Source organism: Mesorhizobium sp. M1A.F.Ca.IN.022.06.1.1 (assembly GCF_003952605.1).
GTDB lineage: Bacteria > Pseudomonadota > Alphaproteobacteria > Rhizobiales > Rhizobiaceae > Mesorhizobium.
Map to the genome: position 1 here is coordinate 4,713,262 of NZ_CP034455.1, position 26,103 is coordinate 4,739,364.

Consider the following 26,103-nt stretch of genomic DNA (forward strand, 5'->3'; position numbering starts at 1 on the left):
AGGACCTGGTCCATGACGACCATCCCGGCCTCGCAGCTTGTGAACGTCGTTCCGAACGTTCTCAACGCGGGCGGCAACGCGCTCGTGATGAACGGCCTCGTGCTGACCCAAAACACCCGCGTCCCGATTGGGCAGGTGCTGTCGATCCCGAACGACGGCGTGTCGGTCTCGAACTTCTTCGGCGCATCGGCCGAGGAGACCGAGATCGCGGCCGTCTATTTCAACGGCTTCAACAACTCGACGCAGAAGCCCGCGACCATCCTCTTCACGCAGTATCCCTCGGTCGCGGTCGCGGCCTATCTGAGGGGCGGCAAGGCCAATCAGCTTTCGCTGGCGCAGCTCCAGGCTTTGAGCGGCACGCTCTCGGTTGATATCGACAGCTATGTGCGCACCGCGAACGCGATCGACCTTTCGAGCGCGAACAGCTTCTCGGCCGCCGCGGCGCTGATCCAGACCGACCTGAATGCCAGCTTGCCGCAAGCCGCGTCCGTGACTGGCGCGATCGCCGCCACGACCGCCGCGGTGACTGCGTCCATCGCCGGCAGCGTCATGTACGTGAACGGCGTCACGTCGGGCACGCTGGTCGCCGGCGCGGCCCTTTCCGGCTCTGGCGTTTCGGCCGGAACGCAGATCACGACCCAGCTGTCGGGCACGCCGGGCGGCATTGGCGAGTATGCGGTCTCGATCGAGCAGGTGGTGCCGAGCGAGGCGATCACGGCGACCTACGGCACGCTCACGGTCAGCGCCGTCGCATCCGGCACCCTAGCAGTCGGCCAGACGCTGGCCGGGGTCGGTGTCACAGCCGGCACGCACATCACGCAGCTTGGCACCGGCGAGGGCCTGACCGGCACATACTTCGTCGACCAGACCCAGACGGTGGCGAGCGAGACCATCACGGCTGCCGCCACGCCGCTGGAGGTCTCCTACGACTCGGTCGCCGGCGGCTTCGTCATCACCTCTGGCGTTGCCGGCGCGGCCTCTTCCGCTGCCTTCGCCACCGGTTCGGTCTCGGACGGTCTCTTCCTGACGCAGGCTACCGGCGCGACCCTCTCTCAGGGCGCCGATGGAACGACGCCTGCCGCTTTCATGGCCGGGATCACCCAGATCACCCAGAATTGGGCGACCTTCATGACGATCTTTGATCCCGATGGCGGTTCGGACAACGCGCAGAAGCTGGCCTTCGCCGAATGGGTCAACAACACCAACAAGCGCTTTGCCTATATCGCATGGGACACGGACATCACGCCGACCGAGGGGAACGATGCGACGTCCAGCTTCGGCAACATCGTCAAGAGCGCCAATCTCGACGGCACCTGCGCGATCTACCAGCCTGCCGGTGGCATGACGACGCCCGAGCAGATCGCCGCCTTCATCTGCGGCGCGGCAGCCTCGATCGACTTCCAGCAGACCAACGGCCGCATCACATTCGCATTCCGGGGGCAGGATGGCCTGGTGGCTGGCGTCACCACGGCGACGGTGGCGAGCAACCTGATCGCCAACGGCTATAACTTCTACGGCGCCTACGCGACGGCAGCGCAGCAGTTCCTGGAGTTCCAGAACGGCACGGTGTCGGGCGAGTTCGAATGGCTGGACAGCTACGTCAATCAGATTTGGCTGAACAACCAGCTCCAGCTTGCCCTCATGGAGCTGCTCCAGAACATCAACTCGGTGCCGTACAACGCGGCTGGCTATGAGCTGATCAAGGCGGCATGCCTCGACCCGATCAACCAGGCGCTCAACTTCGGTGCCATCCGCGCCGGCGTGACGCTGTCGGCGCTCCAGATCGCGCAGATCAACTCGGCGGCCGGCCTCAAGGCGAGCGACACCCTCCAGCTGCAAGGCTGGTATCTCCAGGTCAAGGACGCAACTCCGCAGGTGCGCCAGGCCCGCCAGAGCCCGCCGATCAACTTCTGGTACATGGACGGCGAGTCCGTTCAGGTGATCGAGCTCACCTCGACCCTCGTCCAGTAAGCGGCAACCCCATCCCTTCAAGGAGCTAGATCATGTCGTCTCTGACGGCCGCGAACGCGGTCATTACGCTTGCGGTGGCGAACCTCTTCCCGACACCGTTCCAACTGCAGGGCTTCTCGGCCGACAACATCTACGACCTGGATAGCGTCGACCAGGTCGAGACCGCCATGGGCGTCGATGGCATCCTGTCCGGCGGCTTCGTCTACAACCCGATCAACCAGACGTTCGTGTTGCAGGCCGATTCCCCGTCGATCGCCTTCTTCGAAACGTGGGCTGCGACGCAGGTCCAGGCCAAGGACGTCTATACCGCGAACGGCTCGACGACGCTGCCGTCGCTCGGGCGCTCCTACATCTCCACCAAGGGGTTCCTGGTGAGCCTGCCGCCGATGCCGGCGGCCGCCAAGATCCTGCAGCCGCGCCGCTTCGCGATCCGCTGGCAGAGCGTTCAAAGCGTCCCGAACTGAGGTAATCCATGCGTAAAGAGATCGACGTCACGATCGCGGATGACGGCCGTGATCAGGGCAAGACGTTCCACATCCGAGAGATGCCGGCGACGCGCGCGGAAAAATGGGCGATGCGCGCGCTCCTCGCCGTGGCTCGCTCCGGCGTCGAGCTCCCCGACGACTTCGCCTCAATGGGCATGCAGGGAATTGCCATCGTCGGCATCCGCGCGATCACCAAGATCGCCTTCGAGGATGCCGAGCCGCTGCTCGACGAGATGATGGAATGCATCACCATCAAGCCCGATCCCCGTAATCCCGCCATCCAGCGCCCGCTGATCGAGGGCGACGTCGAGGAGATCTCGACGCTGATCCAACTGCGGCAGGAGGTGATCAACCTTCACGTCGGTTTTTTTACAGCCGGCGGCCAGTCGAAATCGATCTCGACACAGTCGCCGGTGTCCAGCTCCTCGAATACGGCAACGTCACCCGAGCCATCGGTCAGGTTCTCTCAAAGGGCAAAACCTCGCTCCGCGAGCTAGACGAGTGGCTGTCGATCGAGGACGTCCACGACCTTCTCGAGGTGGCGATGGTCGATGCCCACAACCTGATGCTGCTGAGGAAAAGGGACGAGAATGCCAACGGTCATTGATAGCCTGATCGTCACGCTCGGTCTCGATCCCAAGGACTTCACCGATCAGCAGAAGAAGACGTCCGAGAGCTGGCTCAAGACGGTCAACGCTTTCCGGAAGGGCGGCAAGGACGTCGAGGAAAGTTCGAAGAGGGCCGCCGAGACCGTCAACCTGATCACGCGGCGCGTGCTCGAACTCTTTGCGGTCATCACGGGCAGCCAGGCGCTCAGCGAGTTTGTGCGCAAGCTCACCAATGCAGACGCCTCGCTTGGCCGCTTCGCCTCGAGTCTCGGTGAATCGCCCCAGCGCATCGCGGCCTGGGAGCATGCGGCCGAGCGTTTCGGCGGCTCGGCCGACGCCACAGCGTCGACCTTGGAGCGCGTCAACAAGCAGCTCTACAACCTCAACAAGAACGGCGAGGCGCTGCCGCGCGAGTTCTCGCAGCTGCAAGCCTGGACCGGCATGCGGATTGACCCCAACCATGGGCTCGATCGCTACCTGTCCGATGTCGCCGCGGCTTTGCAGAGGCTTCACCAGATCGACGCCGGCGCGGCCCACAACGTCGCGCAGGCGCTGGGCATCGACCCGGCGACCGAGCAGCTCATGTACAAGATGGGCCGCAACATCGACGACTATCTGGGCAGGCTGGAAAAGAGCCTGTCGCCTACCAACGAGGCGATTCAGTCCGCGCAGAAGCTGCAAGCAAGCTGGGCCGAATTGCTCCAGCACCTAATTGCGCTCGCCAACGCCATCTACGACAAGCTCGGCCCGGTCCTGGTCGAGGCGGCGGACAAGATGACGGCCTGGATCGAGAAGAACCAGGACTGGATCCGGACTGGCATCGTCGATGCGGTCAAGAAGTTTATAGACTTCCTCGAAAAGATCGACTGGCACGCCGTCGGTACCGGCATGCAGAATTTCGCGACGGGCGCGAAAGAGGTGGTCGACGGGGTCGGCGGCATCGTCCATGCCACCGAGATCCTGTTCGGCCTGTGGCTCGGCGCAAAGTTTCTCCGGGTTCTCGCCAATATGCGCATGCTCGCCGCAGGCGGTACTCGCGCGGGCCTGGGGTTCCTCAGCACGATTTCAACGGGCGTTGGAATGCTTCTTGCCGGCGCGGCCGCGATCAAATGGGGCGGGTCGCACCTGCGCGCTGATCCTCATGCCGGAGATCACGGCACGATCGGCAACTTCCTTATGCGGCACCTGCGCAAGGCGCCGGAAACGACGGTCGATGGCAAGTCCGTCTCCAAGAGCAATCCGCTTCCCGTCACCGTCACCGATCAGAAAGGCGAAGGCGGCTTCTGGAGTAACCTGGTCAGCAGCGTCGGCAGTTTGTTCGGCGCTGGGACCACCGGCGGCTCGGCCGGCAAGGCTGGAGCGCTCGTCGGCGGCATGGCCGGGAGCGACGGTCCGAGCGGGCCGCAACGGGCGTCGAGTGGCACCCGCGGCTGGTGGACGCCCGAACGGCAAGCGCAGGCTTATCAGACGCTCACGGCCAGCGGCGTGTCGGATGCGGGCGCGCGCGGTCTCGTGTCCCGCTGGATGAATGTCGAGGCCGCCGGCGGCCCTGGCACGGCCAACAGCATCGGCGCAGTGGGAATAGGCCAGTGGCTGTCTCCCCCTCGCAAGCGCGCGCTGATGGCCTTTGCCAAGGCGCGGGGTAAGAACTGGAATGACTTCGACACGCAACTGCAGTTCGCGCTGTCGGAGATTAATGGGGCTGAGAACCGGTCTGGTCGGGCGTTGCGCAATGCCAAGACTGATGCCCAAGGAGCCACGGCCGCATCGATGTATGAACGCGCCGAAGGCTACAACGCCTGGACCGGGACGGATAACTTCACGGGCCGGACCTACCGGGGCATGAAGGCGATCAACACTGGCGCCGCATCGGCCGCGCTGTCGAACATTTACAGCACGCATACGGCCACGACGTCGAACAGCTCGGTCGAGGCCCATATCGGCAAGATCGAGGTTCACAGCCAGGCCACCGATGCCAACGGCGTTGCGGCAGACATCAACGACGCGCTCAGCCGGCGTTTGTTCACCGCGCAGGCAAATAGTGGATTGGCGTGATGGCCGGCATTCTTGAACTTCTGACGCGGGACGCCTTCGGGTTGCTGTCGAGCGCCTTCGGCCTGCAGCCATGGGGCATCTACTTCGGCGGTGTGCCGGTGATCATCGCCGACAACATCGTGGAGGTGCAGTATCGCCAGCAATGGTCGATCTCGGACTTCCCGGTCGAGCAGGGAGCGTTTCAGAGCTACGACAAGGTCCAGATACCCTATGATGCTCGGCTGCGCTTCACCGCCGGCGGATCGGCCGCAAACCGCGCCGCGATGCTTGCGTCGATCGCGGCCGTCGCCGGCGACACCAACCTCTATGACGTGGTGACGCCGGAGGCGGTCTACCTCTCCTGCAACATCACCCACTACGACTATAGCCGGCGCTCGAATGAGGGGATGGGGCTTCTGTCGGTCGATATCTGGCTGATCGAAGTGCGGCAGGCCGCCAGCGCCGCCATGTCGAACACCCAGGATCCGAGCGGCGCTTCTCAGGTCAATGGCGGCACTGTCCAGACCGCGCCGGCGAGCAGCGCGCAGCTCGCGCAATTCCAGACATCGTCTGGGCTGCCGGCCGGAGGCTTCTGATGGTCATCATCCCACTGCAGGCGGTGCCAAACCAGGCGGTCGGCGTGACGCTGGACGGTCAGGTCTCGCAGATCAGCCTTTATCAAAAGAACACCGGCCTGTTCATCGACCTCTATGTCGACAACGTGCTCGTGATAGGCGGAGTGATCTGCCAGAACCTCAATCGGATCGTCCGGTCGCTCTATCTCGGCTTCTCCGGCGATCTGATCTTCATCGACAACCAGGGCGACACCGACCCGTATTACACCGGGCTCGGCACGCGTTACAGCCTCGCCTTCGTATCGGCGAGCGAGCTTCCGGCCGGCCAGGGCTAAGATTTTGGGTCAGGTCCGCAGGGCGAGGAGGGAGTAGACTACCGCGCGGGCCTTCGCCTCACCGAGCCGAAGCGCCAGATATTGGCTCGCCCCGATCATGTTGGCGATGGCCTCTTCGACGGCATGCTTGTGTCCGCCGGTAGGAGCCTCTCGGCCCACGTATTGCATGGCAGCGGCCATTATTGCCTTGCTACGACGCCGGTCTAGCGGCAGAGCGCCCGACACATCAATCGAGGTTCCCATCGCAGGGATTGAGGTCGCTGCGGGGCGTGTGGTATTCCGCTGGGTAGCCATGGGGAGCCTCTCATCAGGTTCGCTTCGGTTAGGGTCGGTTGGAGGTTGCTGCTTCCTTCCGGCCCGCTATCCACGCTATCAAGTGTATAGGCTGGTATAGCCAAGCAAACTAACTTGTAACCGACTTGGTTACAAGAGGCTTTACTGCGAAATTTCTGGGTTTTGCTTAGTTGTCCGGGTGCTGGAGCACGTCGGCGGCGATAACCTTCAAGCCGCCGATACACTGGTCTTCGGTGCGGTGCGCCTCCTCGCAGAAGTGCATGTATCCGGACGCCACGACGTCGCAAGAATTCTCGACCAATGCAGCCGCGGCATCGTCACCAAGAACCGTGATCTGATGCAGCTTGTCCCTGAAATGGAGCGCGGCGTCGCGGTAGCATTTGCCGACGTTCGTCGCATTCAACATCAGGTTGTCCATCGTGTTGCTGGCGCCAGCCGGCACGCAGCACGCCACGATCATTCCGATCGCCAGATATCGCCTCATCGACCGATCTCCTCAAAAGCAGGGCGTAACCCAAAATGGCCTTCAGCCAGAAGCGAATTTCGGTCGAGTTCGAGCTGGCAAACGGTCAGTTTGAAGGCGGCGGCAACACCGCAGAGGTATTCGGGCTGCGCGTCGCCTGCAACATCGTCAACGCCGGGCAAGGCTCGGGGCAAGCGGAAATTTCGATCTGGGGCCTGCCGCTGGCTCTGATGAACCAGCTATCCACCGTCGGTTCACAGTATCTCCAGATGTACAAGAACGGCATTTCGTTGCTCGCTGGAGATGACGAGACCGGCCAGAACGTCGTGTGGACCGGCACTATCGTTTATGCCTATGTCGACGCGCAGGCGATGCCCGACGTGTGCTTTCGGATCAGCTCGCTCCCGGGCGTCTTCCATGCCGCAAAGCCGATCCCGCCGCTGAGCATCAAGGGCTCCGGCGATGCCTCGCAGATGATGAAATCTCTAGCGGGGCAGATGGGCCTGGCGTTCGAAGACGCCGGCGTCAAGGTGAAGTTTGCCAATCCCTACTATCCGGGCACGGCGTGGACGCAGATGCTGGCGATCGCGCGCGACGGCGGCTTCGACGTCGGCGTCGATCGCGGCACGATGGTAATCACGCCGCCCGGCAAGGCGCGAAACAGCGACACGGTGCTGATTTCGGCAGAGACCGGCATGGTCGGCTACCCGTTCTTCCAGCAGGCCTTCGTGCTGGTCCGCGCGCTCTACAACCCGGCTGTGAAGTATCAGGGCAAGGTGCAAATCCAGAGCGACCTGACGCCGGCCAGCGGCACATGGAAGGTCAACCGCCTCGAGTATCAGTTGGAGGCAATGATGCCCCACGGAAAGTGGTTCATGCTCCTCGAATGCATCGCCGTTGATGCCTCGGCGCCGGCATGAGCGGGCAGGGTTATTTCGGTCAGCAGACCACGTCGGATGACACTGCTAAGATCAACCGACTTCGCTTCCTCATCCGCCAGGAGCTGGCGCAGGCGCGCACGGGCATCCCCGTCAAGGTCGTCGCGGTGCACGGTGGCGGCGTCGGCGCGCCGCCCACGGTGGATGTGATGCCGCTGATCAATCAGACCGACGGGCAGGGCAACCAGACGCCCCACGGCGTCATCTATGGCATCGCCACGATGCGCAACCAGGGCGGCACCAACGGCATCATCAACGATCCGAAGGTCGGCGACATTGGCCACATGACGATATCGGACCGCGACATCTCGGCCCTGAAAGCCAACGGCGGAGCCCAATCAAACCCGGGCAGCTTCCGCCGCGGCAACATGTCGGACGGCATCTACCAGGGCGCGATCGCCAATCCGGCCAACCAGGACCAGGCCGTCCAGTTCACCGAGGGCGGCATCAAGCTCTTCGACAAGAACGGCCAGGTCATCGAGTTCGCGGCCGGCTCGATCACCATCACCACGGCACAGCTGCGGGTGACGGGCGACGTCATCGCCGGCGCCGGCGGCGAGAACATCAGCGTGCTCAACCATCTTCACACAAACGTCCAGCCCGGCGGCGGCACGTCAGGCCCACCGGAGCCGGGAACATGAAGACGCTCCTTCTCGACACCGACACCTGGGACCTGGTGGCCGACGCGTCGGGCAACATCGCCGTCGCCGACGAGCCCTATGCGCTGGCGCAGGACGCCGCGAGCGCAATCAGGCTGTTCGCGGGCGAGCTCTACTACGACACCACGCAGGGCATTCCCTACTTCGACCAGATCCTGGGCAAGGCACCGCCGGTCTCGCTCATGAAGGCGTACTTCAATCGCGCCGCGCTGACGGTGCCCGGCGTGGTCTCGGCGCAGACCTTCATCCAGTCCTGGACCGATCGGACTGTCACCGGCCAAGTGCAGGTGACGGACGCGGCCGGCAACACCACCGCAGCGGGCTTCTAGCACATGGTCGACACTACCAACGTTCCCCCGCCGCAGTGGACGGACACGGGGTTCCTGATCCCGTCGGCAGCGGAGGTGCTGGCCGGCGTGACCGAAGACATCAACGGCGCGTTCGGCGGCGTCCTCAATCCCGCACTGAACACGCCGCAGGGGCAGCTCGCGAGCAGCGAAACGGCGGTGATCGACGAGGTCAACTCGACCTTTCTCTATTTCACCAACCAGGTCGATCCCGCCTATGCGACCGGTCGCATGCAGGATGCCATCGCGCGCATCTACTTCATCGAGCGAAACCCGGCCCAGCCGACGGTCGTGCAGGCGCTCTGCAATGGCTTGCCGGGCGTCGCCATTCCGGCGGGCTCGCTGGCTCTTGCCGAGGATGGCAACCAGTATCTGTGCACTGAGGATGGCGTCATCGGCGTAGACGGCACTGTCACCTTGCCGTTCGAGTGCCTGGTGGTCGGCCCGATCCCATGCCCTACCGGAAGCCTCGACCAGATTTACCGAGCCATCCCCGGCTGGGATTCGATCACGAACCCGGATGACGGCGTGCTGGGAAACAACGTCGAGAGCCGGTCGGCGTTCGAGGCGCGGCGCGCTGCGTCGGTCGCGCTGAACTCGCAGGGCTCCCTGCCGTCGGTGCTCGGCGCGGTGCTCGACGTTCCAAACGTCATCGATGCGTTCGTGACCGAGAACGACAGCAACGACGTGCAGGTGATCGGCGGCGTCTCGATCTATCCGAACTCGATCTATGTCGCCGCGGTGGGTGGCGATGCGGACGATATCGCCCGCGCGATCTGGAGCCGCAAAGCGCCGGGCTGCGCTTATAACGGCAACACGACTGTCACGGTCTACGATGAGAGCCCGGGCTACGTTCCGCCGTATCCGGCCTATCGGGTGAGCTTCGAGATCCCCGATCCGCTGGCGATCCTGTTTGCGGTCAACATCGTCAACACGCACCTGGTGCCGGCGGACGCGGCGGCGCAAGTCCAGGCCGCCATCGTGGCAGCGTTTGCCGGAGAGGATGGTGGGCCGCGCGCCAAGATCGGCACCACATTGTACGCGAGCCGCTTCTACGCACCTGTGGCCGCCCTTGGCTCGTGGGCGCAGATCATTTCGATCGAAATCGGCTCGAACAACAACCCGGCTGCAAGCTTCACCGGCCAGATCGCAGGAACGACGTTGACCGTGTCGGCGGTCGCGTCCGGAGCGCTGGCGGTGGGGAAGGTGATTTCCGACACCACGGGAGAGCTGACAGTCGGCACGACCATCACCGCGCTCGGCACCGGCACCGGCGGCGTTGGCACTTACACCGTCTCCAACAACCTGACGGTCTCGCTGGAGAGCATGGTCGCGGCGGTGCCCGACCGATTCGACATCGGCGTCAACATCGACCAGGTGCCGACCATCTCGCCGAATGACATCATCGTAACGCTGAGCTGATCATGGAAGACACAGGCCCTCCCTATCCCAGGCCGCCGCCCGGGATACCGAACGGCTTTGGTCAGTTCTCCATTGGCGTCAGCCCGCTTGGCGACTATCCGCCGTTTGACGTCTGGCGCACGGTCATCAGCGAATATGCCAATGCCCCGACGCTGACGCGGCTGATCGGCAACATCTTCGAATATCTCGACCAGACCGCCAACTTCGACGCGTTCTTCGACTACATCTGGGACGTCGACACGGCGCAGGGCTATGGGCTCGACGTCTGGGGCCGCATCGTCGGCGTCAATCGCATCCTGCAGGTCACGGCCGGCGACTGGTTCGGCTTCCAGGAGGCGAGCCCGGGCACTGATCCGTTCGGCAATGGCGCGTTCTATTCCGGCGCGCCGCTGACGTCGAACTTCGCGCTGTCGGACGAGGCTTACCGGCTCCTGATCCTGGCCAAGGCGGCGGCGAACATCACCAATGGTTCGATCCCCGCGATCAACCAGATCCTGATGAGCCTATTCCCCAACAGGGGCAACGCCTACGTCACGGAAGGCGACAACCCGGGCACGTGGTTCGGCTTTGCTGAATCGCTGAACTGCGTCGGCTTCAACCAGGCATCGTTCTACGCGGGCTCGCTCATCGCGACGATGACGATGACCTACACCTTCACCTTCCAGCTCTCCTCCGTCGAACTCGCGATCGTCCAGAACTCCGGCGTCCTGCCGAAGCCGACTGGCGTCAAAGCATCGGTCGTCATCACCTAAGGATCTCGCCATGAAGATTTCAGCTCTGCCGACGAAATTCGCCGTTCCGTTCGGCGCGTCGGCAAGCCCCAGCTATATCCGCGCCATTCCGCTCGCCTCGCAAATCGGGATCGTGAATGGCGCGGCGTCCCTGACCGACGGCTTTCCGCCGCTCAACTTCCTGCCGGTTGGATCGGGCGGTGTGCCGCCTTTCGGCCAGGACATGAACGGCATTCTCAAGCAGATCACGCAGTGGTCGCAGTGGCAGAATGCGGGCGGTCTGGTCCCTTATGATGCAGCCTTCTCGACGGCGATCGGCGGCTATCCCTACGGTGCGGTCCTGGTCGGTGCGACGGCGGGCGTCGTCTGGCTCAGCACCGTCGACGACAACACGTCCGACCCCGATACGGGCGGCGCGAATTGGGTCAATATCGGCACCTCGTCCTACATCATGGTCGGTGTCGACTCCGGCTCGGCAAACGTCGTCACGGCCAACGTGCTTCCGGCGCCAAGCGCTTATGTCGACGGCCAGGTCTTCCTGATCCAGAAGTCGGCCTTCGACAACAACGGCGCGATGACGGGCAACATCGATGGGCTCGGCACCCATCCTATCGTCAACATGGACGGGACCCCTCTGACGGCCAAGCAATGGCCTGCGAGTGGCACCGGCATCCTCGGATTCAACAACGCGACGACGTCGTTTCGGCTGCTCAACCCGGCTGTCACCGTGGCCCCAAACGCGGGACTTTCCGCGACCGATCAGCAGGTTCTTTCGCTCAACATCCCGAGTTTGCCGTCACCCACCGGCGCGCTTTCCCTGGGCGACAGCCTTCCGCTACACGTGTTGTCGGACGGTGCGGACCGCGAGGTCACGCTCGCGGCGCTCGCCGCAGTGCTTCCTGGCGCGATGAAGGCCATGCGCGTCATCTCCGCCAGCGGAACCTACGTGCCGACGGCCGGTGCCAAAAGCATGCTCGCTTTCGCCACGGGCGGCGGTGGCGCAGGTGGCGGCAACGCCACGACGAACGGCTTCACTGGTGGCGGCGGTAGCGCGGGCGGAACGGGTGTATATTTCGGCCCGGTCTCCCAGCAGACCGTCACCATCGGCGCCGGTGGCGTCCCCAATCCATCATCGGGTTCCGATCTCATCGGCGGTTCCGGAGGAACAACTTCTTTCGGCGTCCTTGCCGTCGCCACTGGTGGCTCTGGCGGTTCTTCCAGCGGCACCAACTCATACGGCGCGGGCGGCCAGTCGGTGGGTGTCGGAACCGCCGGTGCCCTTTTGCTCTCGGGCAATGGCGGCTCGCCTGGTTCGGGCCACGACGGCGGTGCCGGTGGCGGCTCGTTCTGGGGCGGTGGCGGCTACGGCGGCGCGACGCCTTCGACCGGCGTCGCAGTGCCCGGCGGTCCGGGCACTCTCGGCGGGGGTGGCGGCGGCGGCGACGGTGGCGGTGCGGGTGGTGCTGGCGGCCCTGGCGTTGTCGTCGTCTTCGAATTTGATTGAGGAAGCACTGAATGATCCGCGTTGCACATCTCAGCACCGATCGCCGGTTTGTCATTTCCGTTTCGATCCAGGACGTCGATTGGGTCGCCGATCCTCTCTCGGTGGCGTCCGATACGGCAAACATCGGCGATGCGTTCGACGGCGTGACCTTCACGCCGCCGGCGCCGCCGCCTCCAGCGGCCCTCACCAGCGCTCAATGGTCGGGCCTGGCGCAAAGCAAGCTGGAAGCCACATACGATGGCAGGCGCGCCTCGCTGGCGTCCTACTACACGTTTCTCGAGCGCATTGAGCGTCAGGGTAGCCTGACGGACGATCAGAAGGCAGACCTCGCCGTTCTCGACGCGGCGCAGGTCTGGGAACAGGCCGTGCTCGATGCCGCCGCGAAGGCGGCGACGAAGGCCACCGACCCATCCTCTTTCGTGTGGCCGGCGACGCCCAAAGGATTGACCGAGCTGATCGCTCTCTCGTGAGCCGTCGGGCCGCTGCTCCTCACACACATTCGGATTTGTTCCCATGATGCCGTTCACCTATGGCTTCGTCCTGACGCCGGGCCAGTGGTCTCAGCTGTTCGCCCAAAAGCAGGATGCGCTTGGCTACACGCCGGTCAACCGCGCCGGCGACACGATGCTAGGCCCGCTCAACACGGTTCCGTCGACGTCGCTGCAGGCCGGCTTTAGCGTGCCGCCTGGCGCAACTCCCGGCCAGCCCGTCGACGGCAATATCTGGATGACGATCTTCGGGCTCTACGCCCAGGTCGGCGGAAAGACGATAGGCCCGATCGGCAACGGAACGATTGTCGGGCCTTCGATCACGGTGATGGGCGACATTCCCGTCTTCTCCAACACCGGCGGCACCGCGCTTTCAGACAGCGGCGTTTCGCTTGGATCTCAAGCGGCCAACCTGGTGCTCGCCACACCTGGTGCTGCGGCTGGTGCCCCGGCGTTCCGGCATCTGGTGGGCGCTGATCTTCCGACGCCTCAGTCCTCGGCCCTGGGCGGCGTGAAATCCGCCGCGGCGCCGTCACATCAGTTCGGTACCGGCGTCGACACGAGCGGCAATCCGACCTTCGCGCAGCCGGCGATCAGCGACATCTCCGGATTGGCCGCCAACATGTTGGCCTTTCTTGCCGGCGGCACGAGCGCGCAGCTCGCCGCGGCGATGGTCGACGAGACCGGCAGCGGTCCGCTTGTCTTCGCAACGAGCCCGACCGTTGCCCTCGGCTCGGCCTCGACCGCCGTCACGCAGACGCCCGGCGACAACTCGACCAAGGTGGCAACAACCGCCTATGTGCAGGCCGCGATCTTCGCCACCACGACACTGCCGGCTTGCAGGCTGGCCACGACCGCCGCTCTTCCGACTGCCACCTATGCGAATGGCGCTTCCGGCGTCGGCGCCACGCTTACGGCCTCTGCCAACGGTGCTTTGACGGTCGACGGCGTAGCCGCGAACCTCAATGACGTGATCCTGGTCAAGAACCAGGTCCCGACGTTCCAGAACGGCATCTACACGGTCACGGCGACGGGCAGCGCCGGCGCGCCCTTCGTCCTGACGCGTGCGACCTATTACAATCTCAGCGCTGAAATCGACCTTGGCGACCAGACCTTCGTGACGGGTGGGTCGACGCTCGGCGCTACGACCTTTGTGCAGAACGGCAAGGAAAATCCGGTCATCGGCACCGATCCGATCACGTTTGCCCAAACGGCGGGCGTCGGTGCGTACACAGCCGGCAACGGTCTTGTCCTCGCGGGCACGCAGTTCGCGATCGACACTACGATCGCCGCTGACCTGACCTCGGCGCAGACGCTCTCCAATAAGACGCTGGTGACCCCGGCGCTGACCGGCGTGCCGACCGCGCCGACCGCCACCGGCGGCACGAACTCGACGCAGATCGCAACGACCGCCTTTGTAGCGGCGGCGCTCGCCGCTGGCCAACTTCAGAAGTTCTACGAGAGCCCGCAGCAGACGATTACCGTTGGCGGCACCCTGACCCTTGCGCATGGTCTCGGAGCCAAGCCGAAGGAATACGACGTTTTTCTTGTCTGCCAGACGGCGGAGTTTGGCTACAGCATCGGCCAGGAGATCAAGGAGTCCATGGGCCTCACGACTTCAAACCTGGGCGTGACCATCGTACCCGACGCCGCCAACATGAATGTCAAGTTCGGCAGCAGCAGCCCGCCCGTCTTCTCCGCGCTCAACTTCAGCACGGGTGCGTCGGTCAGCCTGACAAACGCCAACTGGAAGATGGTCGTGAGAGCCTGGCTGTAACGAGTGCTATCCCATAAGATACCACTTAGTGAATTGAAGTACCGATACCCAGCCGAGCACGAAGCCGAAGATAAACCCGAAGTAAAACAAGGAAATCACACTTCAATCTTCGAAAGGCCGCGTGCCGTGATAGTAGGCGATGGCTATCGGGGCGGCCATCCCGAGCACAAAACCGAGACCAAGACCATACAAGAACATCGGAAATTCCACTCACCACCACTGACCAACCGTCTCATACACTAGGACGCGAATATGACAAAATACTTTGTGGACGCCGTCGGCGTTTATTTGGGCGGCTTTGATGGTGTAGAGCCGCCGGCCGGTGCTGTCGAGGTGCCAACGGCCCCTGACGACGCGCGCCAGGTCTGGGCCAGCGGCGCTTGGAGCCCCGCGCCCACGCTCGTCCCGACAAGCGTGTCAGCGCGGCAGTTCAAACTTCAACTTCTCGCCGCTGGCTTGCTCAGCCAGGTGGAGACCTGGGTGGGTTCGCAGAGCCAGGCCGTCCAGATCGCCTATGCGAATAGCGGCTCGTTCGTTCGTTCCGAGCCCATGATGCAGAGCGGTTTCACCGCGCTTGATTTCTCCGACGCGCAGATCGACGCGTTCTTCACGGCCGCCGCGCTGCTCTGACCGTGAGCCGGCCCACCCAGAGTGGGTCCGACAATCCCTGATCCTCATTCCGAAAAACTGCCCTCTCGGGCGGAAAGGAACTGTAATGCGTCTCGTCCCTGACGTGCGCCGCGTGGTGCTGTTGTCTCTGAGCTTCTGGATGCAGGTGTTCGGCCTCGCCGTGCTCATCTTGCCGGAGCTTTGGTATGGCTGGACCGGCCAGGACTATGATCCGAATGTCGCGTGGTGGCTCGCTGTCGGCCTTCTGCTTGCCGGCATCATTGGCCGCGTTTTCCAGCAGGGGATTTCCCCCTGGAAGGAATGGCTGCGCATCGCCGCCGTGGCAGCTATCGTCTTTGCGCTGGCGCTTCTGCTCGCTTGGCCGTCCAGCGCCGCGACCCTTCCAGATGGTCCGGCCACCGAGGCGCAGACGCTGGCGATCGCGGTGCCGTTCATCGCCAAGGAAGAGGGCAAGCGCAACCACGCCTATCGCGATGCCGTCGGCAAATGGACGATCTGCTCTGGCTCCACGCGCGGCGTCCACGCCAACATGATGCTGACCGATGAGCAATGCCTCGACCTTCTCAAGGTCGAGGTGGCAGAACACCGCACCGCGCTGCACCGCTATTTCACCCTCGAGACGATCAACGTCCGCCTGCCTGCAACGCGTGATGCGGCCTACACTTCGCTGGCCTACAACGTCGGCCCCGCCGGGGCAGGCAAGAGCACTGCAACGCGCCGCCTCAACGCCGGCGATGTCGCCGGCGGCTGCCAAGCCCTGACCTGGTTCGACAGGGCCGGCCGTAGAATCCTGCGCGGCCTCTTCGAACGTCGCAAGCGTGAAAAGGCGCTGTGCATGGTGGGCCAACAGTGAACCCGCTTTCCGCTATCCCATATCTCGGGCCGTTCCTCGTCTTCGCGACGTCGCGCTTTGGCCTGCCGATCATCGTCGCCGGCGGCATCATCTTCTTCTACGAAGGCGTGCCGATTGGGCCGCTCCGCGACATCCCCTACGTCGGTCCGGCCCTGGCCGGCTTGGTCGACGGCCGCGTCGATCGACAATATGCCGCCGGCCAAAAGGCGGAGGACGCGCTGTGGCAGGAGAAGATCAAGCTCGCCGCCATCGCTCAGGCGGCCGACAACAAGACGCGGCAGCAGGACATCGATGCCGCGGCACAAGCCTACATTGACAAGCAGCATAGCGACGCCGGCCGCATCGCCGAGCTGGTGCGCGCGCAGAAGGACCAAGACAATGCACCGCCCGCTTCGACCGATCCTTCTGGCTGCAAGCCTGATGGCATCTCTGCAGGGGTGTCAGAGCGCCTCGACGCCATCGGTCGATAGCCTGGTGCCGAAGCCGACAGCACACGTCGACCCAAGCGTGATGCAAGATTGCCTCGGCGTGGTCGATATCCCCCATCGCTTCGTCTCGACGGAGGAGGAGACCCGGCTGCACGCGGAAGATCGCCGCCGTCTTGGGGACTGCGTTCGCCTCAACCACGCCAAGGGCGATACCATCCAGGCGCTCGTGAAATGAGCGGAGGGTTCCCCCAGCGGCTTCGGGAACTCGACCCGGAAACGATCCTCTGGCTCGATCGCCTCGACAGCAAGCAGCGTGAGGCCCTTATCTGGGCAGGCCGGCTGGATCTTCTGCGGCGCGAACGGCTCGATAAATTCCTCGATCTGGATGAGGACCATTTCGAAGCTGGGTTCGCCGTCGTGCAACTCTGGACGCGGTTGCGCTGGCTGGGCTCTACATCGATGTGGATCATTTTGACGGTTGCGGGGTTGTTACTGGCACTGACGCAGATAGTCGACCAGCTGAAAGGACCGAAGCCGTGAGGCTGCCGCGCACCGCTTCCGAAGTTCTGACCGGTCTGATTTTCCTCTTGGCCGGGGCTCTCGGGGTGCTGCTCTACTTGCAGATAGCACAGGCGCTCACCCTGTAACTCCTGCTCATCACATCCAGTCTCCCCACCGGCTTCGGCCGGTGGGGCTTTTTTTGCGTTCTCGACGCCTCGGTCGGAACGATTCGAGCGGGAGCAGATTGACTCGCCGTGTTGCGTCACGAGTTCCACGTATAACCATGGACAGTTCCGTCTCCAGCCAAAATGCAAAGCGTGCGGCAGTCCGCAAAGCGCTCGACCGCCACAAGGTCTACATCACCGCGCAGCGCTTCTCAGGTGGCTCCTACGAAGCTCGGGTGCTGGTCGACGGCGAGGTCTATTGGGTGGACGAATTGCGGCTGAGCCAGTTGAGGGCGGGGATATCGCCGTCGGAACTTGAATTGATACCGGCTGGTGACGAGGGCTGAACGCCGCGCCTACGACTTGATGCTCTGCGCGGGCGGCTTCGCGACATCACCAATCGAGAGACGCTGCACACGATGGCCCGGGAAAGCGCCTCGGCCTCAGCGAACAACTCCGGGCCGTAATGGCCGTTCACCTCATCCTCGCTCATCAGCACGCCGGGTGGGCAATGCTCCTCGATGGTCGCCCGGATCATTTGGAGGGCGGCGCGGCAGTCCGGATCGTTCTTCCGGCTGTTGATCATTTCGAGAAATCCCGTGCCACGGGCTCGGCCAAACTGAACTCGAAGACGGCGTTCTCTTGCTCGTCGACCACCCTGAACCAGTGCTGCTGCAAAGCTCTCGGTGAGATTGGAGCGCCAGCTATGCGCTCGGCCGCCTTTATTGGCTCGTCGACATCCACCGTTTGAGCAGACAGCACCTCTTCGCCGTAAAGCTCCTCAACCTGGTAGCGAGGCATCCATGTCACCCCCGGCCGAGGGCCTTCGCTTCGCACTCTAATGTTGCGCGGTCGTTGCCGTGCTTTCGGATCAGCTCGCGCACCTGCTGCGGCGTCGGCCCGACCTTCTGGGCGAAATACTCCACCTCATAGTCTTCGTCGGCCGAAACCCGATCGCAGTCGCGGAAGTCACGCTTGCTCTTGTCGTCTGCCATATTGGGATCCTCCTGAGTGGAGAAACACCGCCGTTGCAGCCTTGTTCCAGCTCTTAGCGGCGGATCGCGGAACATCTCGAACGCGCGGCCGTTGCCCCTGATGACGCTTTCCGACGATATCCGCATGGTCCGAGGGCATGTCCGGCTGGGTAGACACCACCTCGCGCAGCAGCGCGAGCGCATAGCCCAACTGGATCGGGACGGATTGCCGACTGAGGACGCCCTCGAGTTCTTTGCGCTTCTGGAAAGCATGCAAGAGCTTCACGAACGGCATCTGTCTCGGCTGCTAGCAAAGGCTGCAGATCGAGCCTTGAACGCACCGGTCCGTGCCGCTGGCTCGGGAACATAGTCGACTCTGCGCGATTCATGCTCCATGAGCACACGCGGCATCAACTTCGTCGACCGATGGATGGCAGAGCACCTGCCGAACGCGATGACTGACGATCCAGTTGCAATAAGCGACCTGGCTGACGAATTGATGAAAGCGGCCGAGCGCGAAGGCATCTCGGCTGCCGAGATCAACGAGGAAGTCGACAGCGTCTTCGAAGTGATCTTCGAAGCGATGGAGCACCGCGAAGGAAGCTTGGCGGCGTAGGCATAACGGATACTACATACAAATTCGCTAAAATGCTTGGAACCGATCGGCCGCGCGCGGCTTGAATCGCCGTGGTTGGGTATGTGCATGCGTGACGCCAGAGAGCGGTTGAAGTTCATCAAGCCCCTGGAGCCCATCCAGGTCGAGACGCCTCCGATCAGCGACGATTGGCTGCATGAGATCAAGTACGACGGCTACCGGACCCAGGGGATCCTCGACTGGGCCGGCGCACGTGCCTTCTCCCGCAATTGCCACGACCGGTCGAAAAGGTATTGGCCGATCGTCGCTGCGGCCGAGAAGTTGCCGGCCGAGTCCTTTATCCTCGATGTTGAGATGATCGCGACCGATCCCGACGGCCGGCCGAACTTCCACCAAATGCACTCCGGCATGGTGTGGAATGCCGAACAACTCGCCTTCGTCGCTTTCGACATCCTGCATCTGGGCGGTCAGGATCTTCGTGGCACCCCAAGGACGAGAGCGCGATCTGCTCTGCACGATCCGCGACATAGCCGGGCGTCCGGTCATGAAGATCAAGGTTGAATCAGGCGCGCCGGTCATCAGCGAACAGAATGAAGGACCCCAGCACTGAGCGGTGATCAGCACTGGGGCCTTGGCCATGTCTACGCGGTACTCACACAGATGCCCGTCACCCAGGCAACGGGGGCGGGCACCTATCCACTCTCTCATGCCGCCGAACGAAGGGACACATGTTCGCCGGCTCTATGGTGTAGCCAGGCGAAGGTTTCCGAGTTGGGACCAAAGCGCCAGATCCTCCGACTTCGGTCGCATCGGGCGAACGGAACATTCCATCAACCATCCCGTTGGGTGTCGCGGCGTGTGTCCCCGGCCAAGGTTCACCGCGCCGCGTGGGGGCATTTCCCCCGGAGCCCGTTCGCCATCCGCTCAAGGCGGCGGGCTCTTGCCTTTCTGGTGGTCTCATATTTCGCGCCTACATGCTTCTGTCTCGACCAACCGTTGCCGTGACCGCTCAATGCTCTCTCTCGCCATGGCTGAGGCCTCTGCGCACCACGAAGCGTATTCCTGGCGACGTGCAAGAACCCTTTCCAGGATGGCACGCCTTTCAGGGGACATGTTGCGGCTCCGGGTCTTGTGCAGGCGGGAGCGCGGTCGCTGTCTCTCAGCCGCCGACGTCCTTTGGTTAGTTGCCGGCGATAGTGATCAACTTCAGGAACCCGGTTCAGTTCCCTAGCAATTTTTCTGCGCGGGCTGGAGAAGAGCCCAACCGGAGAGAACGCCCGCCGATTAGAGGAACTCACGGTTTCGCTTTCTTATCCATGGCGGCAATCAGCGATGCCTCGTCTGTCGTCCCGTTCTGGAAGGCCGAGATCAACAGGCTCCCAAGCCATTCCCTTTCGGCATCGTCTGCACTTGCGAGCAATAGCTTCTGGAGCACTCTTTCAAGCATCGCCATGCCGTCGGGCTCGAGAACACTCTTTGACGCATCCAGCACCCCCAGGAACCCTTGCGGCCCGGCCCGCTTAATCTAGGTGACACAGGATTATCGCGGGTCGGGCCACCCCACCCTTTTGAAGGTGGGGAGCATTGATCCTGCATCCATATCAGCGGACTCGCAACTAATGAGATTGGCGACTGAAGTCCGAATGTCCCGCGCACAAGTCTGGTTTGGTTAGCAGTCTTCGGCCCTGACGCTCCCGCTATGGAACGGAATCTGCGGCCGAGAATGAAATGCGCTGTGTGCGGAGGTAGACGCATCACGCTCACCTACTCGCCAGACACCAGTCCGAAAGACCTTCACCGCAAAAGCTAGCCGGCTAGGCAGTGACCACCCGACCGGTTGGCCGCTTTTGTCCTTAGCCTGATTGGAACAGATTCTTCCGCGGTAGGTTCGGCGCCATGGAACGAAGCGATACTAGGCGCTTGCTGAGCGAGATCCGCCGACAAGAGCGGCGCAACCTCGAACTGATCTGCGAAACCGCGCAGATCATCGCCGAAAGCGCTCGGCTGATTGAGCAATCTCGAAGCTCTTGTCACCGGTCGGACAAGATCAGCACTAGGGCGCGGCCACTCGCCGGAACAAACGTGCACCGGGCGCGGTTGGGACAGATGGTCGTCTACAACGAAACAACGAATCCCGCGCTTACTGGTGCGCGCGGTCTATGCCCCCGCTGTCAGCAAGGGCATCTATTTTTCGGGTTCCTGACGCTTGCGCCGGAATGCGAAGCCTGTGGCCTCGACTACTCGTTTGCGGATCCGGCCGATGGGCCCGCGTTCTTTTCGATGTCGATTGTTGCGTTCCCCGCCCTGGCTTTCGCTTTGTGGCTCCAACTCGGCTTCAACTCCCCTTATTGGGTTCATGTGGTGACTACGCTGCCGCTCACAGTTGGTGCGTGCGTCTTGCTGCTTCGGCCGCTCAAGGGTTGGCTCGTCTGCTCTCAGTATTTTCACAAGGCCCAAGAAGGTTCGATCGATCGCGAATTTCACGCACAACAGGCCGAGCGGCGGGGTGGAACAGAGGAGCTGTAGCGCTCTATTTCCGCTTGGCCGCCCGTTTCACGGGTTTAGCCGTGGGCTTGCGACCAAGCCCGGTCGCCTTTGCCAGCGTTGAGCGCTGAGCCGCATAGCTCGGCGCCACCATCGGATAATCACGCGCCAAACCCCATTTCTCGCGGTACTCGTCGGGCGTCAGGCCGTGCAATGCAAGATGCCGCTTCAGCGATTTGAACTTCTTCCCGTCCTCGAGGCAGATGATGTAGTCGGGGAACACCGATCGCTTCGGATTGACCGCGGGCGCCTGGGCCGGCGCCTCAGGTGTTGCCGTCTGCCCGATCGCGGCCAGGGACAAATTCACGCTCGCGATAAGATCCGGGAGCGAGGCAACCGGCACGGGGTTATTGCTCACATAGGCGGACACGATGTCGGCGGTGAGCTCGATCATTTGGCTTCGGCTGTTCTCAATCTCTTCCGGCATAAAGTATCTCCGCCAGTGGCAACAAGTTTCGCAAGTCTCTTAGCCGGTTTGCCAGCTCGCGGCGAGCTCGGATCGGATGCCAGAGATCTCGTTGAGAGCAGCCGCGTTCAGCTGATCACAGGCTTTGCAACAACGGCTATTCGCGAAGTCGACGGTGGTCTGGTGGTGGAAGGGCTGTCGGCGGATGGTATGCGAACAGTTGGTCCTGTCGACAGGATCGCCGCCGCGACCGGTCAACGTCCGGACCTGTCGATTACCCGAGAACTTCGGCTTGACCTTGATCCGTGGCTCGAAGGCGTCAAGGCACTAGGGCCGCTCATTGATCCCAACGAGCACTCCTGTGGAGATGTTCCGCCGCACGGCCACCGCGAGCTCAGCCATCCCGAGCCCGGCTTCTACACCGTCGGCATCAAGAGCTATGGCAGGGCTCCGACCTTCCTGCTGTTGACCGGCTATGAACAGGTGCGCTCGGTGGCGGCGGCAATTGCCGGGGACCTGGTGTCCGCTGACGCGGTGCATCTGGCCCTTCCGGAGACCGGGGTCTGCACAACCACGAGATCGATCACTTCGATCTCGGCCGCCGAGAAAGGCTGTTGTGGCGGCCCAGCCCCGATAGAAGCCGATGCCTGTTGCGTTGCCCACGCCGAAGCGAAAGCCGGTGGCAGGAGCGCTGCGGGTGCGGCGTCGCCGCATGAATTCGCACGCAAGCGCGATCGGCGCGCCAAAGCGCGCCGGGATCATGACGGTACTTGGCCTAACCCAGATCATGGCCTGGGGATCGTCCTACTACCTGCCGGCCGTCATCGCACCCGAGGTGGCGGCCGACACCGGTTGGCGGGCGCGGCGTCCTGGCCTTCAGCGCCGTCGCAATAGGTGTGGGTCAGATCGGCCTCGCGGCAGCACCGAACCTTGTCGGTTACATCGTGGCGTGGCTCGTTATCGGGTTCGGGATGGGTGCCGGTCTATTCGACGCGGCCTTCGCCACGCTCGGCCGCCTCTTTGGCTACGGTGCGCGCTCCGCGATCACAACACTCACGCTCTTCGGCGGCTTTGCAAGCACGATCTGCTGGCCGATCTCGGTGTTCCTGAGGGCCGAAATCGGTTGGCGAGGTGCGTGTCTCTCCTACGCTGCGTTTCAGCTGCTGATCGCGCTTCCCCTGTATCTCGCTTCATTCTGCCCCGAGACGCGCCAGACCAAGTTGCCAGATCTGCTCCGACGGAGCCGGAGGCTCCGGTTCGTGAAAGCAATTCCAATCTCGGCATCATGGTTGTTCTCGCAACCACCCTCACACTCGCAGCCGTGATCTCCTCCACATTATCGGTCCACATGCTGACGGTTTTGCAGAGAGGGGGCATGACGCTTGCTGCCGCGGTCGCCCTCGGAGCTGTCGTCGGTCCTGCGCAGGTAGGAGCTCGAGCGATCGAAATGCTGGTTGCTCGTTACCATCATCCGATCTGGACCAAATGTGCATCTGTGACTTTCGTGGCGATCGGCGTCTCGGCACTGTGGGCTGGCCTGCCATACATCCCGGTTGCGCTCGCATTCTACGGTGCCGGCATCGGGTTGGGGTCGATTGCGCGAGGAACTCTCCCGTTAGCGCTGTTCGGGCCATCAGGTTACGCGAAGCTCATGGGCCGTCTTGCCATGCAAGTCTCATAGCGCAGGCGGCGGCTCCTTCGGTCGCCGCTTTGTTGTTGGAACATTCGGGTGCCCAAGGCATGTTGGCTGCGCTAGCAAGTCTCGCTCTGGCGAACCTTTCGCTAGCGCTGCTCCTAGGCTGGCTCATCATGCGGCGACGTTCTGCTGTCCAGATTGGATAACACCGAGTGGGATCTTAAACAGGTCTTTCCGCTTCCGGCCCCAATCTGTTGCTGCAATGCGCCCCCATCGGGCCATTGGAGCTAGCTTGCCCGGCGGCCGTAGCGAGAACGATGCACAGAGACGAAGTTAAGGGAGCAGCGAAGGACTCCGCGGCTAGGGATTCAGCCACGCCTTGGCGTGGGAATTAAAGCAAGGTCGCTTCGGTCGGCGTTAGTCGTGGAAGCCGCTGCTGGGGACAGAAAAGCCACAGGCGGCGTTACTGGACGGCCACGGTCTCGCCGATGATGCATTGGCACAGTGACTCGTCGCTGCTAGAGACCGCTATTTTTCCACTCCAAGGCGAAGCCGGACCGAAGCCTCTAGGTCTTTGGCAAAACCAAGTGCGAACTGAAGAACCGTCGTTTCATTCGAAGCGACAGATCCTTGGCCCTCAATGGCGATCGGCAGTTCTATTTTGCCGCCGGTGGAGGTCACGCGAACATTAAATAGAAGCTGGCCACCGGGCCGCTCCTCAACGGTTATCAATTCGAGAGTTGCCATTGTCACTATCCCACCGGTTACCCAATCCCCCAAACCCCAACCTTGCCTCGCCGGGATTGCAGTTTGAGGCGCTAATCACCAGGGCGGCTGTTGCGGTAGACATCTTGGGCCAATGAAGGGCTGGTTCAAATCAGGCGATTGCGTTCCGCGAGTTCGCGTGCCCGCCTCAGAGTGCCGTCAGTGTCAGCAATCCTGCGCCTTGCTGCTTCGTCGGTTCTGATCGTCAGCCGAGCTGAGATAATCTTGGGTGACTTCGCGACCGCGACGATCACGAGCGGCCGTGCATCCGGTGTTTTCATGGTTCTCATGGGTCTTATCCTTTCACGTGAAATGACTGCAGGGGCAGTCGACATTCGCGATTATCCGCATGGCCGGGCCAGGAGCCCTGAACCGCATTATGGGCTTGCCAATCAGGATTCCCGGCCGGCCTCTTCCCGCCGCTTGGCGTCCTGAATATTCAGTTCACCAACAATCTTTTCCGCCCGGCGCGTCTTGATGCCGACCATCATCTTCTTCTCGAACTCGGCAGGTTGGCCGGTGAAGATATCGAAAACGGTCCAGCTGTTCGGCTCGTCCATCCTGAGCGCGTAGCGGTTTGCCATGCTCGCATCCTTCTCGTTTTCGCCTCTCGCCAGATGCCGACCAGTTCAGGCTTTAAGATAATAAAAACCGAGGCCAGCAACAGCGACAATCCAGAGCGCGACACACGCCTCAAGGCGAGTGGACCGAATGAAGAGAGCGCCACACCCATGCGTTTCGCCGCAGTCTCCATGCCATTCGCACTAGCCCGCCCCGTCGGGACAGGTAACGACCCCTTGATGCCAAGCTTGCCAAACCTGCGAGGCGGTTCACGCATGGACAAGACCCTGGCGGTGCTCAAAATGCCAGGCTCCTCGGTTGGCGCGGCTGTCGGGCGATCATCCTCCAAGGGCACTTCTTTCTTGTCGCGGAACGGGTGCGCATACCCCTCTATAAACAGATTGCCTCGCGATAGATAGGATCACCGAAATTATTTGTCGGGCCCGCTAAATTATCGGCCGGAATAATTGCGAGACTCGGAAAATATCGCGCCGGATGACGTGAATTCCGGCCGATTTTCTTGACCCTGTATTTCGCTTTGTTATTTGGCCACGAGAAATAAAACGCAGCGACCACCTTGTTAACGGCGCAATGGGGGCGCATATATAAAATTCGTTGATTTGGTCGAAGTGGCATTCAATCCTCGCCACGTGCCTCCGAATTGTCGATAGTGAATGCATTGCGTCGCTCCCGGCGCGGCATGTCGCTTCGTTCGAACATTGTTTCGCGGTTGGGCTGAATTTGAAGCGGAAGGCGCATGTGCGCGTTTCCGCAGAAAGCCGCAAGTGACCACTCGCACCACGCCGACCTTCATACGCCTCGCTGAGGAGTCTCTCGAAGGCGCTTCGCGCACGGCATGGCGCCGCGTGGCCGCGTTCACCAGCCATCTCCGCGCGGGGGTCCAAGGAAAATTGGTGCAGATTGAGCCGGCCTTACTCGAGGCGGCGCTCGACAAGGACCGGAGACAACCATGACCACCCTCATGCAACGCAACGCACGACCCATCCAGCACGGAGCCCCGGCGCGCCTTTTTGACATCGGACAGGCGGTCCGGTTGAAGGGCGGTCTCGGCGTCGGTCCAAAGACCGGCGAAATCTACCATGTCACTCGTACCCTGCCTCCGAGGGGAAACTCGCCGCAATATCGCATCCGCAGCGACGCCGAACCGCACGAGCGGGTGGTCACGGAGGACAGGCTGGAACCGGTCGCCGAGGTATCGCACGGCGGCATAAGGCTCATCGAAAGGACATTCGACATGGCCAAGGGACAGAAACGCTCGAACAGAGAGATCAGGAAGCCGAAGCAGGAAAAGCTTCCGCTGAAGCCTGAGAGCGCGTTCGGCCAAATCAAAGGCGCGAGCGGCATCCACACCCAAAGCAAGAGCAAGGGCTGACGGCAGGATGTTTGCGCGCGAC

The 26,103-nt window shown here is 62.6% G+C and carries 34 protein-coding genes and 1 pseudogene; 26 read left to right on the forward strand and 9 right to left on the reverse strand.

The genetic code is table 11. The features are described from left to right. Positions 1 to 12: 12 nt before the first annotated feature. The 6 genes from EJ078_RS22500 to EJ078_RS22525 all read left to right on the forward strand — a co-directional run bounded on the left by EJ078_RS22500 (position 13) and on the right by EJ078_RS22525 (position 6,008). On the forward strand, positions 13 to 1,971 hold the full coding sequence (locus EJ078_RS22500; protein ID WP_127214293.1) for a DUF3383 family protein: 1,959 nt from the start codon (positions 13 to 15) through the stop codon (positions 1,969 to 1,971). A gap of 32 nt (positions 1,972 to 2,003) precedes the next feature. Next, a complete protein-coding gene (locus EJ078_RS22505) occupies positions 2,004 to 2,435 on the forward strand; it encodes a hypothetical protein (RefSeq protein WP_127214295.1) in 432 nt (143 codons plus the stop codon). A gap of 8 nt (positions 2,436 to 2,443) precedes the next feature. After that, positions 2,444 to 2,953, forward strand: coding sequence for a hypothetical protein (locus tag EJ078_RS22510; RefSeq protein WP_206517783.1), 510 nt, complete (start codon positions 2,444 to 2,446; stop codon positions 2,951 to 2,953). A gap of 276 nt (positions 2,954 to 3,229) precedes the next feature. Next, positions 3,230 to 5,119 (forward strand): phage tail tip lysozyme, encoded by a 1,890-nt coding sequence (locus EJ078_RS22515; protein ID WP_127403817.1) that lies wholly within the window; start codon positions 3,230 to 3,232, stop codon positions 5,117 to 5,119. Beyond that, positions 5,119 to 5,694: a phage baseplate protein gene (locus tag EJ078_RS22520; RefSeq protein WP_127214299.1), complete on the forward strand. Its 576-nt coding sequence runs from the start codon at positions 5,119 to 5,121 to the stop codon at positions 5,692 to 5,694. The genes EJ078_RS22515 and EJ078_RS22520 overlap by 1 nt, the downstream gene beginning before the upstream one ends. Next, on the forward strand, positions 5,694 to 6,008 hold the full coding sequence (locus tag EJ078_RS22525; protein ID WP_127214301.1) for a hypothetical protein: 315 nt from the start codon (positions 5,694 to 5,696) through the stop codon (positions 6,006 to 6,008). Before EJ078_RS22520 ends, EJ078_RS22525 begins: the two co-directional genes overlap by 1 nt. 460 nt (positions 6,009 to 6,468) lie before the next feature. Here EJ078_RS22525 and EJ078_RS22530 read toward each other — a convergent pair whose 3' ends face one another. Beyond that, a complete protein-coding gene (locus tag EJ078_RS22530) occupies positions 6,469 to 6,786 on the reverse strand; it encodes a hypothetical protein (RefSeq protein WP_127214302.1) in 318 nt (105 codons plus the stop codon). Between the two features lie 35 nt (positions 6,787 to 6,821). Between EJ078_RS22530 and EJ078_RS22535 the strand changes: the two genes are divergently transcribed. The 14 genes from EJ078_RS22535 (at position 6,822) to EJ078_RS22600 (ending at position 17,554) form a co-directional block, all read left to right on the forward strand. Continuing rightward, complete coding sequence (locus tag EJ078_RS22535; RefSeq protein ID WP_127403818.1) at positions 6,822 to 7,685, forward strand: hypothetical protein; 864 nt, start codon at positions 6,822 to 6,824, stop codon at positions 7,683 to 7,685. After that, positions 7,682 to 8,344: a hypothetical protein gene (locus EJ078_RS22540; protein WP_127403819.1), complete on the forward strand. Its 663-nt coding sequence runs from the start codon at positions 7,682 to 7,684 to the stop codon at positions 8,342 to 8,344. Before EJ078_RS22535 ends, EJ078_RS22540 begins: the two co-directional genes overlap by 4 nt. Next, complete coding sequence (locus EJ078_RS22545) at positions 8,341 to 8,691, forward strand: hypothetical protein (RefSeq protein ID WP_127214308.1); 351 nt, start codon at positions 8,341 to 8,343, stop codon at positions 8,689 to 8,691. Before EJ078_RS22540 ends, EJ078_RS22545 begins: the two co-directional genes overlap by 4 nt. A 3-nt stretch (positions 8,692 to 8,694) precedes the next feature. Then, positions 8,695 to 10,131: a baseplate J/gp47 family protein gene (locus tag EJ078_RS22550; protein ID WP_127214310.1), complete on the forward strand. Its 1,437-nt coding sequence runs from the start codon at positions 8,695 to 8,697 to the stop codon at positions 10,129 to 10,131. Between the two features lie 2 nt (positions 10,132 to 10,133). After that, positions 10,134 to 10,883, forward strand: coding sequence for a DUF2612 domain-containing protein (locus tag EJ078_RS22555; RefSeq protein WP_127214312.1), 750 nt, complete (start codon positions 10,134 to 10,136; stop codon positions 10,881 to 10,883). 10 nt (positions 10,884 to 10,893) lie between these two features. Next, entirely contained in the window at positions 10,894 to 12,366 is a 1,473-nt protein-coding gene (locus tag EJ078_RS22560) for a hypothetical protein (RefSeq protein WP_208720831.1), read from the forward strand. An 11-nt stretch (positions 12,367 to 12,377) separates the two neighbouring features. Continuing rightward, entirely contained in the window at positions 12,378 to 12,836 is a 459-nt protein-coding gene (locus EJ078_RS22565; protein ID WP_127215454.1) for a hypothetical protein, read from the forward strand. Positions 12,837 to 12,879: 43 nt separating this feature from the next. Next, a complete protein-coding gene (locus EJ078_RS22570) occupies positions 12,880 to 14,631 on the forward strand; it encodes a hypothetical protein (RefSeq protein ID WP_127215455.1) in 1,752 nt (583 codons plus the stop codon). Positions 14,632 to 14,883: 252 nt separating this feature from the next. Continuing rightward, entirely contained in the window at positions 14,884 to 15,261 is a 378-nt protein-coding gene (locus tag EJ078_RS22575) for a hypothetical protein (RefSeq protein WP_245457055.1), read from the forward strand. Positions 15,262 to 15,346: 85 nt separating this feature from the next. Further along, the gene (locus tag EJ078_RS22580; RefSeq protein ID WP_127215456.1) at positions 15,347 to 16,114 is read left to right on the forward strand and encodes a lysozyme; all 768 of its coding nucleotides are present in this window, start codon (positions 15,347 to 15,349) and stop codon (positions 16,112 to 16,114) included. Beyond that, positions 16,111 to 16,584: a hypothetical protein gene (locus EJ078_RS22585; protein WP_127215457.1), complete on the forward strand. Its 474-nt coding sequence runs from the start codon at positions 16,111 to 16,113 to the stop codon at positions 16,582 to 16,584. The genes EJ078_RS22580 and EJ078_RS22585 overlap by 4 nt, the downstream gene beginning before the upstream one ends. A gap of 4 nt (positions 16,585 to 16,588) precedes the next feature. Then, positions 16,589 to 16,777 carry a hypothetical protein gene (locus EJ078_RS22590; protein ID WP_127215458.1) on the forward strand — a complete coding sequence of 63 codons (189 nt, stop codon included), beginning with the start codon at positions 16,589 to 16,591 and terminating at the stop codon, positions 16,775 to 16,777. Then, positions 16,774 to 17,082 carry a hypothetical protein gene (locus EJ078_RS22595; protein ID WP_127215459.1) on the forward strand — a complete coding sequence of 103 codons (309 nt, stop codon included), beginning with the start codon at positions 16,774 to 16,776 and terminating at the stop codon, positions 17,080 to 17,082. The genes EJ078_RS22590 and EJ078_RS22595 overlap by 4 nt, the downstream gene beginning before the upstream one ends. 244 nt (positions 17,083 to 17,326) lie before the next feature. Continuing rightward, positions 17,327 to 17,554: a hypothetical protein gene (locus EJ078_RS22600; RefSeq protein ID WP_127215460.1), complete on the forward strand. Its 228-nt coding sequence runs from the start codon at positions 17,327 to 17,329 to the stop codon at positions 17,552 to 17,554. A 235-nt stretch (positions 17,555 to 17,789) separates the two neighbouring features. Here the strand turns inward: EJ078_RS22600 and EJ078_RS22605 are convergent, their stop codons facing one another. Genes EJ078_RS22605 through EJ078_RS22615 form a run of 3 tightly spaced genes read right to left on the reverse strand, consistent with a single transcriptional unit; the run spans position 17,790 to position 18,476 of the window. After that, on the reverse strand, positions 17,790 to 18,008 hold the full coding sequence (locus EJ078_RS22605; RefSeq protein ID WP_127215461.1) for a hypothetical protein: 219 nt from the start codon (positions 18,006 to 18,008) through the stop codon (positions 17,790 to 17,792). Positions 18,009 to 18,013: 5 nt separating this feature from the next. Then, complete coding sequence (locus EJ078_RS22610; RefSeq protein ID WP_127215462.1) at positions 18,014 to 18,202, reverse strand: DUF3606 domain-containing protein; 189 nt, start codon at positions 18,200 to 18,202, stop codon at positions 18,014 to 18,016. Continuing rightward, complete coding sequence (locus EJ078_RS22615; protein WP_127215463.1) at positions 18,177 to 18,476, reverse strand: hypothetical protein; 300 nt, start codon at positions 18,474 to 18,476, stop codon at positions 18,177 to 18,179. Before EJ078_RS22615 ends, EJ078_RS22610 begins: the two co-directional genes overlap by 26 nt. A 99-nt stretch (positions 18,477 to 18,575) precedes the next feature. Between EJ078_RS22615 and EJ078_RS22620 the strand changes: the two genes are divergently transcribed. Next, positions 18,576 to 18,797, forward strand: a complete 222-nt coding sequence (locus tag EJ078_RS22620) for a DUF768 domain-containing protein (protein WP_127215464.1) — start codon at positions 18,576 to 18,578, stop codon at positions 18,795 to 18,797. A gap of 108 nt (positions 18,798 to 18,905) precedes the next feature. After that, entirely contained in the window at positions 18,906 to 19,337 is a 432-nt protein-coding gene (locus tag EJ078_RS22625; protein ID WP_245458901.1) for a hypothetical protein, read from the forward strand. Between the two features lie 733 nt (positions 19,338 to 20,070). Here the strand turns inward: EJ078_RS22625 and EJ078_RS22630 are convergent. Further along, positions 20,071 to 20,229 (reverse strand): hypothetical protein, encoded by a 159-nt coding sequence (locus EJ078_RS22630; RefSeq protein ID WP_164750457.1) that lies wholly within the window; start codon positions 20,227 to 20,229, stop codon positions 20,071 to 20,073. Positions 20,230 to 20,882: 653 nt separating this feature from the next. Here EJ078_RS22630 and EJ078_RS22635 point away from each other — a divergent pair. After that, positions 20,883 to 21,302 carry a DUF983 domain-containing protein gene (locus tag EJ078_RS22635; RefSeq protein ID WP_127215473.1) on the forward strand — a complete coding sequence of 140 codons (420 nt, stop codon included), beginning with the start codon at positions 20,883 to 20,885 and terminating at the stop codon, positions 21,300 to 21,302. Between the two features lie 4 nt (positions 21,303 to 21,306). On the opposite strand, the gene EJ078_RS22640 is transcribed toward EJ078_RS22635, so the two are convergent. Next, positions 21,307 to 21,747, reverse strand: a complete 441-nt coding sequence (locus EJ078_RS22640) for a MucR family transcriptional regulator (RefSeq protein WP_127215465.1) — start codon at positions 21,745 to 21,747, stop codon at positions 21,307 to 21,309. A gap of 48 nt (positions 21,748 to 21,795) precedes the next feature. Here EJ078_RS22640 and EJ078_RS22645 point away from each other — a divergent pair. After that, positions 21,796 to 22,442 (forward strand): annotated as a pseudogene (locus tag EJ078_RS22645) (flavoprotein); the annotation flags it as partial. Positions 22,443 to 22,622: 180 nt separating this feature from the next. Continuing rightward, complete coding sequence (locus tag EJ078_RS30885; protein WP_311202818.1) at positions 22,623 to 23,051, forward strand: hypothetical protein; 429 nt, start codon at positions 22,623 to 22,625, stop codon at positions 23,049 to 23,051. 839 nt (positions 23,052 to 23,890) lie between these two features. On the opposite strand, the gene EJ078_RS22655 is transcribed toward EJ078_RS30885, so the two are convergent. The 3 genes from EJ078_RS22655 to EJ078_RS22665 form a co-directional block, all read right to left on the reverse strand. Beyond that, positions 23,891 to 24,109 (reverse strand): hypothetical protein, encoded by a 219-nt coding sequence (locus EJ078_RS22655; RefSeq protein WP_095825913.1) that lies wholly within the window; start codon positions 24,107 to 24,109, stop codon positions 23,891 to 23,893. 125 nt (positions 24,110 to 24,234) lie between these two features. After that, a complete protein-coding gene (locus EJ078_RS22660) occupies positions 24,235 to 24,417 on the reverse strand; it encodes a hypothetical protein (RefSeq protein WP_095825914.1) in 183 nt (60 codons plus the stop codon). A 102-nt stretch (positions 24,418 to 24,519) separates the two neighbouring features. After that, positions 24,520 to 24,711 (reverse strand): hypothetical protein, encoded by a 192-nt coding sequence (locus EJ078_RS22665; RefSeq protein WP_067003253.1) that lies wholly within the window; start codon positions 24,709 to 24,711, stop codon positions 24,520 to 24,522. Positions 24,712 to 25,658: 947 nt separating this feature from the next. Here EJ078_RS22665 and EJ078_RS22670 point away from each other — a divergent pair. Next, complete coding sequence (locus EJ078_RS22670) at positions 25,659 to 26,081, forward strand: hypothetical protein (protein WP_245322471.1); 423 nt, start codon at positions 25,659 to 25,661, stop codon at positions 26,079 to 26,081. Positions 26,082 to 26,103: the final 22 nt, after the last annotated feature.

What these genes read in the sequence shown, in the direction of transcription:
- EJ078_RS22570 (WP_127215455.1), top strand. Translation starts at nt 12,880, where the DNA reads ATGATGCCGTTCACCTATGGCTTCGTCCTGACGCCGGGCCAGTGGTCT.
- EJ078_RS22545 (WP_127214308.1), top strand. Translation starts at nt 8,341, where the DNA reads ATGAAGACGCTCCTTCTCGACACCGACACCTGGGACCTGGTGGCCGAC.
- EJ078_RS22640 (WP_127215465.1), bottom strand. Translation starts at nt 21,747, where the DNA reads ATGCCGGAAGAGATTGAGAACAGCCGAAGCCAAATGATCGAGCTCACC.
- EJ078_RS22655 (WP_095825913.1), bottom strand. Translation starts at nt 24,109, where the DNA reads ATGGCAACTCTCGAATTGATAACCGTTGAGGAGCGGCCCGGTGGCCAG.
- EJ078_RS22550 (WP_127214310.1), top strand. Translation starts at nt 8,695, where the DNA reads ATGGTCGACACTACCAACGTTCCCCCGCCGCAGTGGACGGACACGGGG.
- EJ078_RS22635 (WP_127215473.1), top strand. Translation starts at nt 20,883, where the DNA reads ATGGTCGTCTACAACGAAACAACGAATCCCGCGCTTACTGGTGCGCGC.
- EJ078_RS22600 (WP_127215460.1), top strand. Translation starts at nt 17,327, where the DNA reads ATGGACAGTTCCGTCTCCAGCCAAAATGCAAAGCGTGCGGCAGTCCGC.
- EJ078_RS22500 (WP_127214293.1), top strand. Translation starts at nt 13, where the DNA reads ATGACGACCATCCCGGCCTCGCAGCTTGTGAACGTCGTTCCGAACGTT.
- EJ078_RS22555 (WP_127214312.1), top strand. Translation starts at nt 10,134, where the DNA reads ATGGAAGACACAGGCCCTCCCTATCCCAGGCCGCCGCCCGGGATACCG.
- EJ078_RS22575 (WP_245457055.1), top strand. Translation starts at nt 14,884, where the DNA reads ATGACAAAATACTTTGTGGACGCCGTCGGCGTTTATTTGGGCGGCTTT.
- EJ078_RS22660 (WP_095825914.1), bottom strand. Translation starts at nt 24,417, where the DNA reads ATGAGAACCATGAAAACACCGGATGCACGGCCGCTCGTGATCGTCGCG.
- EJ078_RS22520 (WP_127214299.1), top strand. Translation starts at nt 5,119, where the DNA reads ATGGCCGGCATTCTTGAACTTCTGACGCGGGACGCCTTCGGGTTGCTG.
- EJ078_RS22510 (WP_206517783.1), top strand. Translation starts at nt 2,444, where the DNA reads ATGCGTAAAGAGATCGACGTCACGATCGCGGATGACGGCCGTGATCAG.
- EJ078_RS22565 (WP_127215454.1), top strand. Translation starts at nt 12,378, where the DNA reads ATGATCCGCGTTGCACATCTCAGCACCGATCGCCGGTTTGTCATTTCC.
- EJ078_RS22580 (WP_127215456.1), top strand. Translation starts at nt 15,347, where the DNA reads ATGCGTCTCGTCCCTGACGTGCGCCGCGTGGTGCTGTTGTCTCTGAGC.
- EJ078_RS22540 (WP_127403819.1), top strand. Translation starts at nt 7,682, where the DNA reads ATGAGCGGGCAGGGTTATTTCGGTCAGCAGACCACGTCGGATGACACT.
- EJ078_RS22665 (WP_067003253.1), bottom strand. Translation starts at nt 24,711, where the DNA reads ATGGCAAACCGCTACGCGCTCAGGATGGACGAGCCGAACAGCTGGACC.
- EJ078_RS22525 (WP_127214301.1), top strand. Translation starts at nt 5,694, where the DNA reads ATGGTCATCATCCCACTGCAGGCGGTGCCAAACCAGGCGGTCGGCGTG.
- EJ078_RS22620 (WP_127215464.1), top strand. Translation starts at nt 18,576, where the DNA reads ATGAGCACACGCGGCATCAACTTCGTCGACCGATGGATGGCAGAGCAC.
- EJ078_RS22505 (WP_127214295.1), top strand. Translation starts at nt 2,004, where the DNA reads ATGTCGTCTCTGACGGCCGCGAACGCGGTCATTACGCTTGCGGTGGCG.
- EJ078_RS22535 (WP_127403818.1), top strand. Translation starts at nt 6,822, where the DNA reads ATGGCCTTCAGCCAGAAGCGAATTTCGGTCGAGTTCGAGCTGGCAAAC.
- EJ078_RS22610 (WP_127215462.1), bottom strand. Translation starts at nt 18,202, where the DNA reads ATGGCAGACGACAAGAGCAAGCGTGACTTCCGCGACTGCGATCGGGTT.
- EJ078_RS22595 (WP_127215459.1), top strand. Translation starts at nt 16,774, where the DNA reads ATGAGCGGAGGGTTCCCCCAGCGGCTTCGGGAACTCGACCCGGAAACG.
- EJ078_RS22670 (WP_245322471.1), top strand. Translation starts at nt 25,659, where the DNA reads ATGACCACCCTCATGCAACGCAACGCACGACCCATCCAGCACGGAGCC.
- EJ078_RS22530 (WP_127214302.1), bottom strand. Translation starts at nt 6,786, where the DNA reads ATGAGGCGATATCTGGCGATCGGAATGATCGTGGCGTGCTGCGTGCCG.
- EJ078_RS22560 (WP_208720831.1), top strand. Translation starts at nt 10,894, where the DNA reads ATGAAGATTTCAGCTCTGCCGACGAAATTCGCCGTTCCGTTCGGCGCG.
- EJ078_RS22615 (WP_127215463.1), bottom strand. Translation starts at nt 18,476, where the DNA reads ATGCCGTTCGTGAAGCTCTTGCATGCTTTCCAGAAGCGCAAAGAACTC.
- EJ078_RS22605 (WP_127215461.1), bottom strand. Translation starts at nt 18,008, where the DNA reads ATGCCTCGCTACCAGGTTGAGGAGCTTTACGGCGAAGAGGTGCTGTCT.
- EJ078_RS22630 (WP_164750457.1), bottom strand. Translation starts at nt 20,229, where the DNA reads ATGGCGATGCTTGAAAGAGTGCTCCAGAAGCTATTGCTCGCAAGTGCA.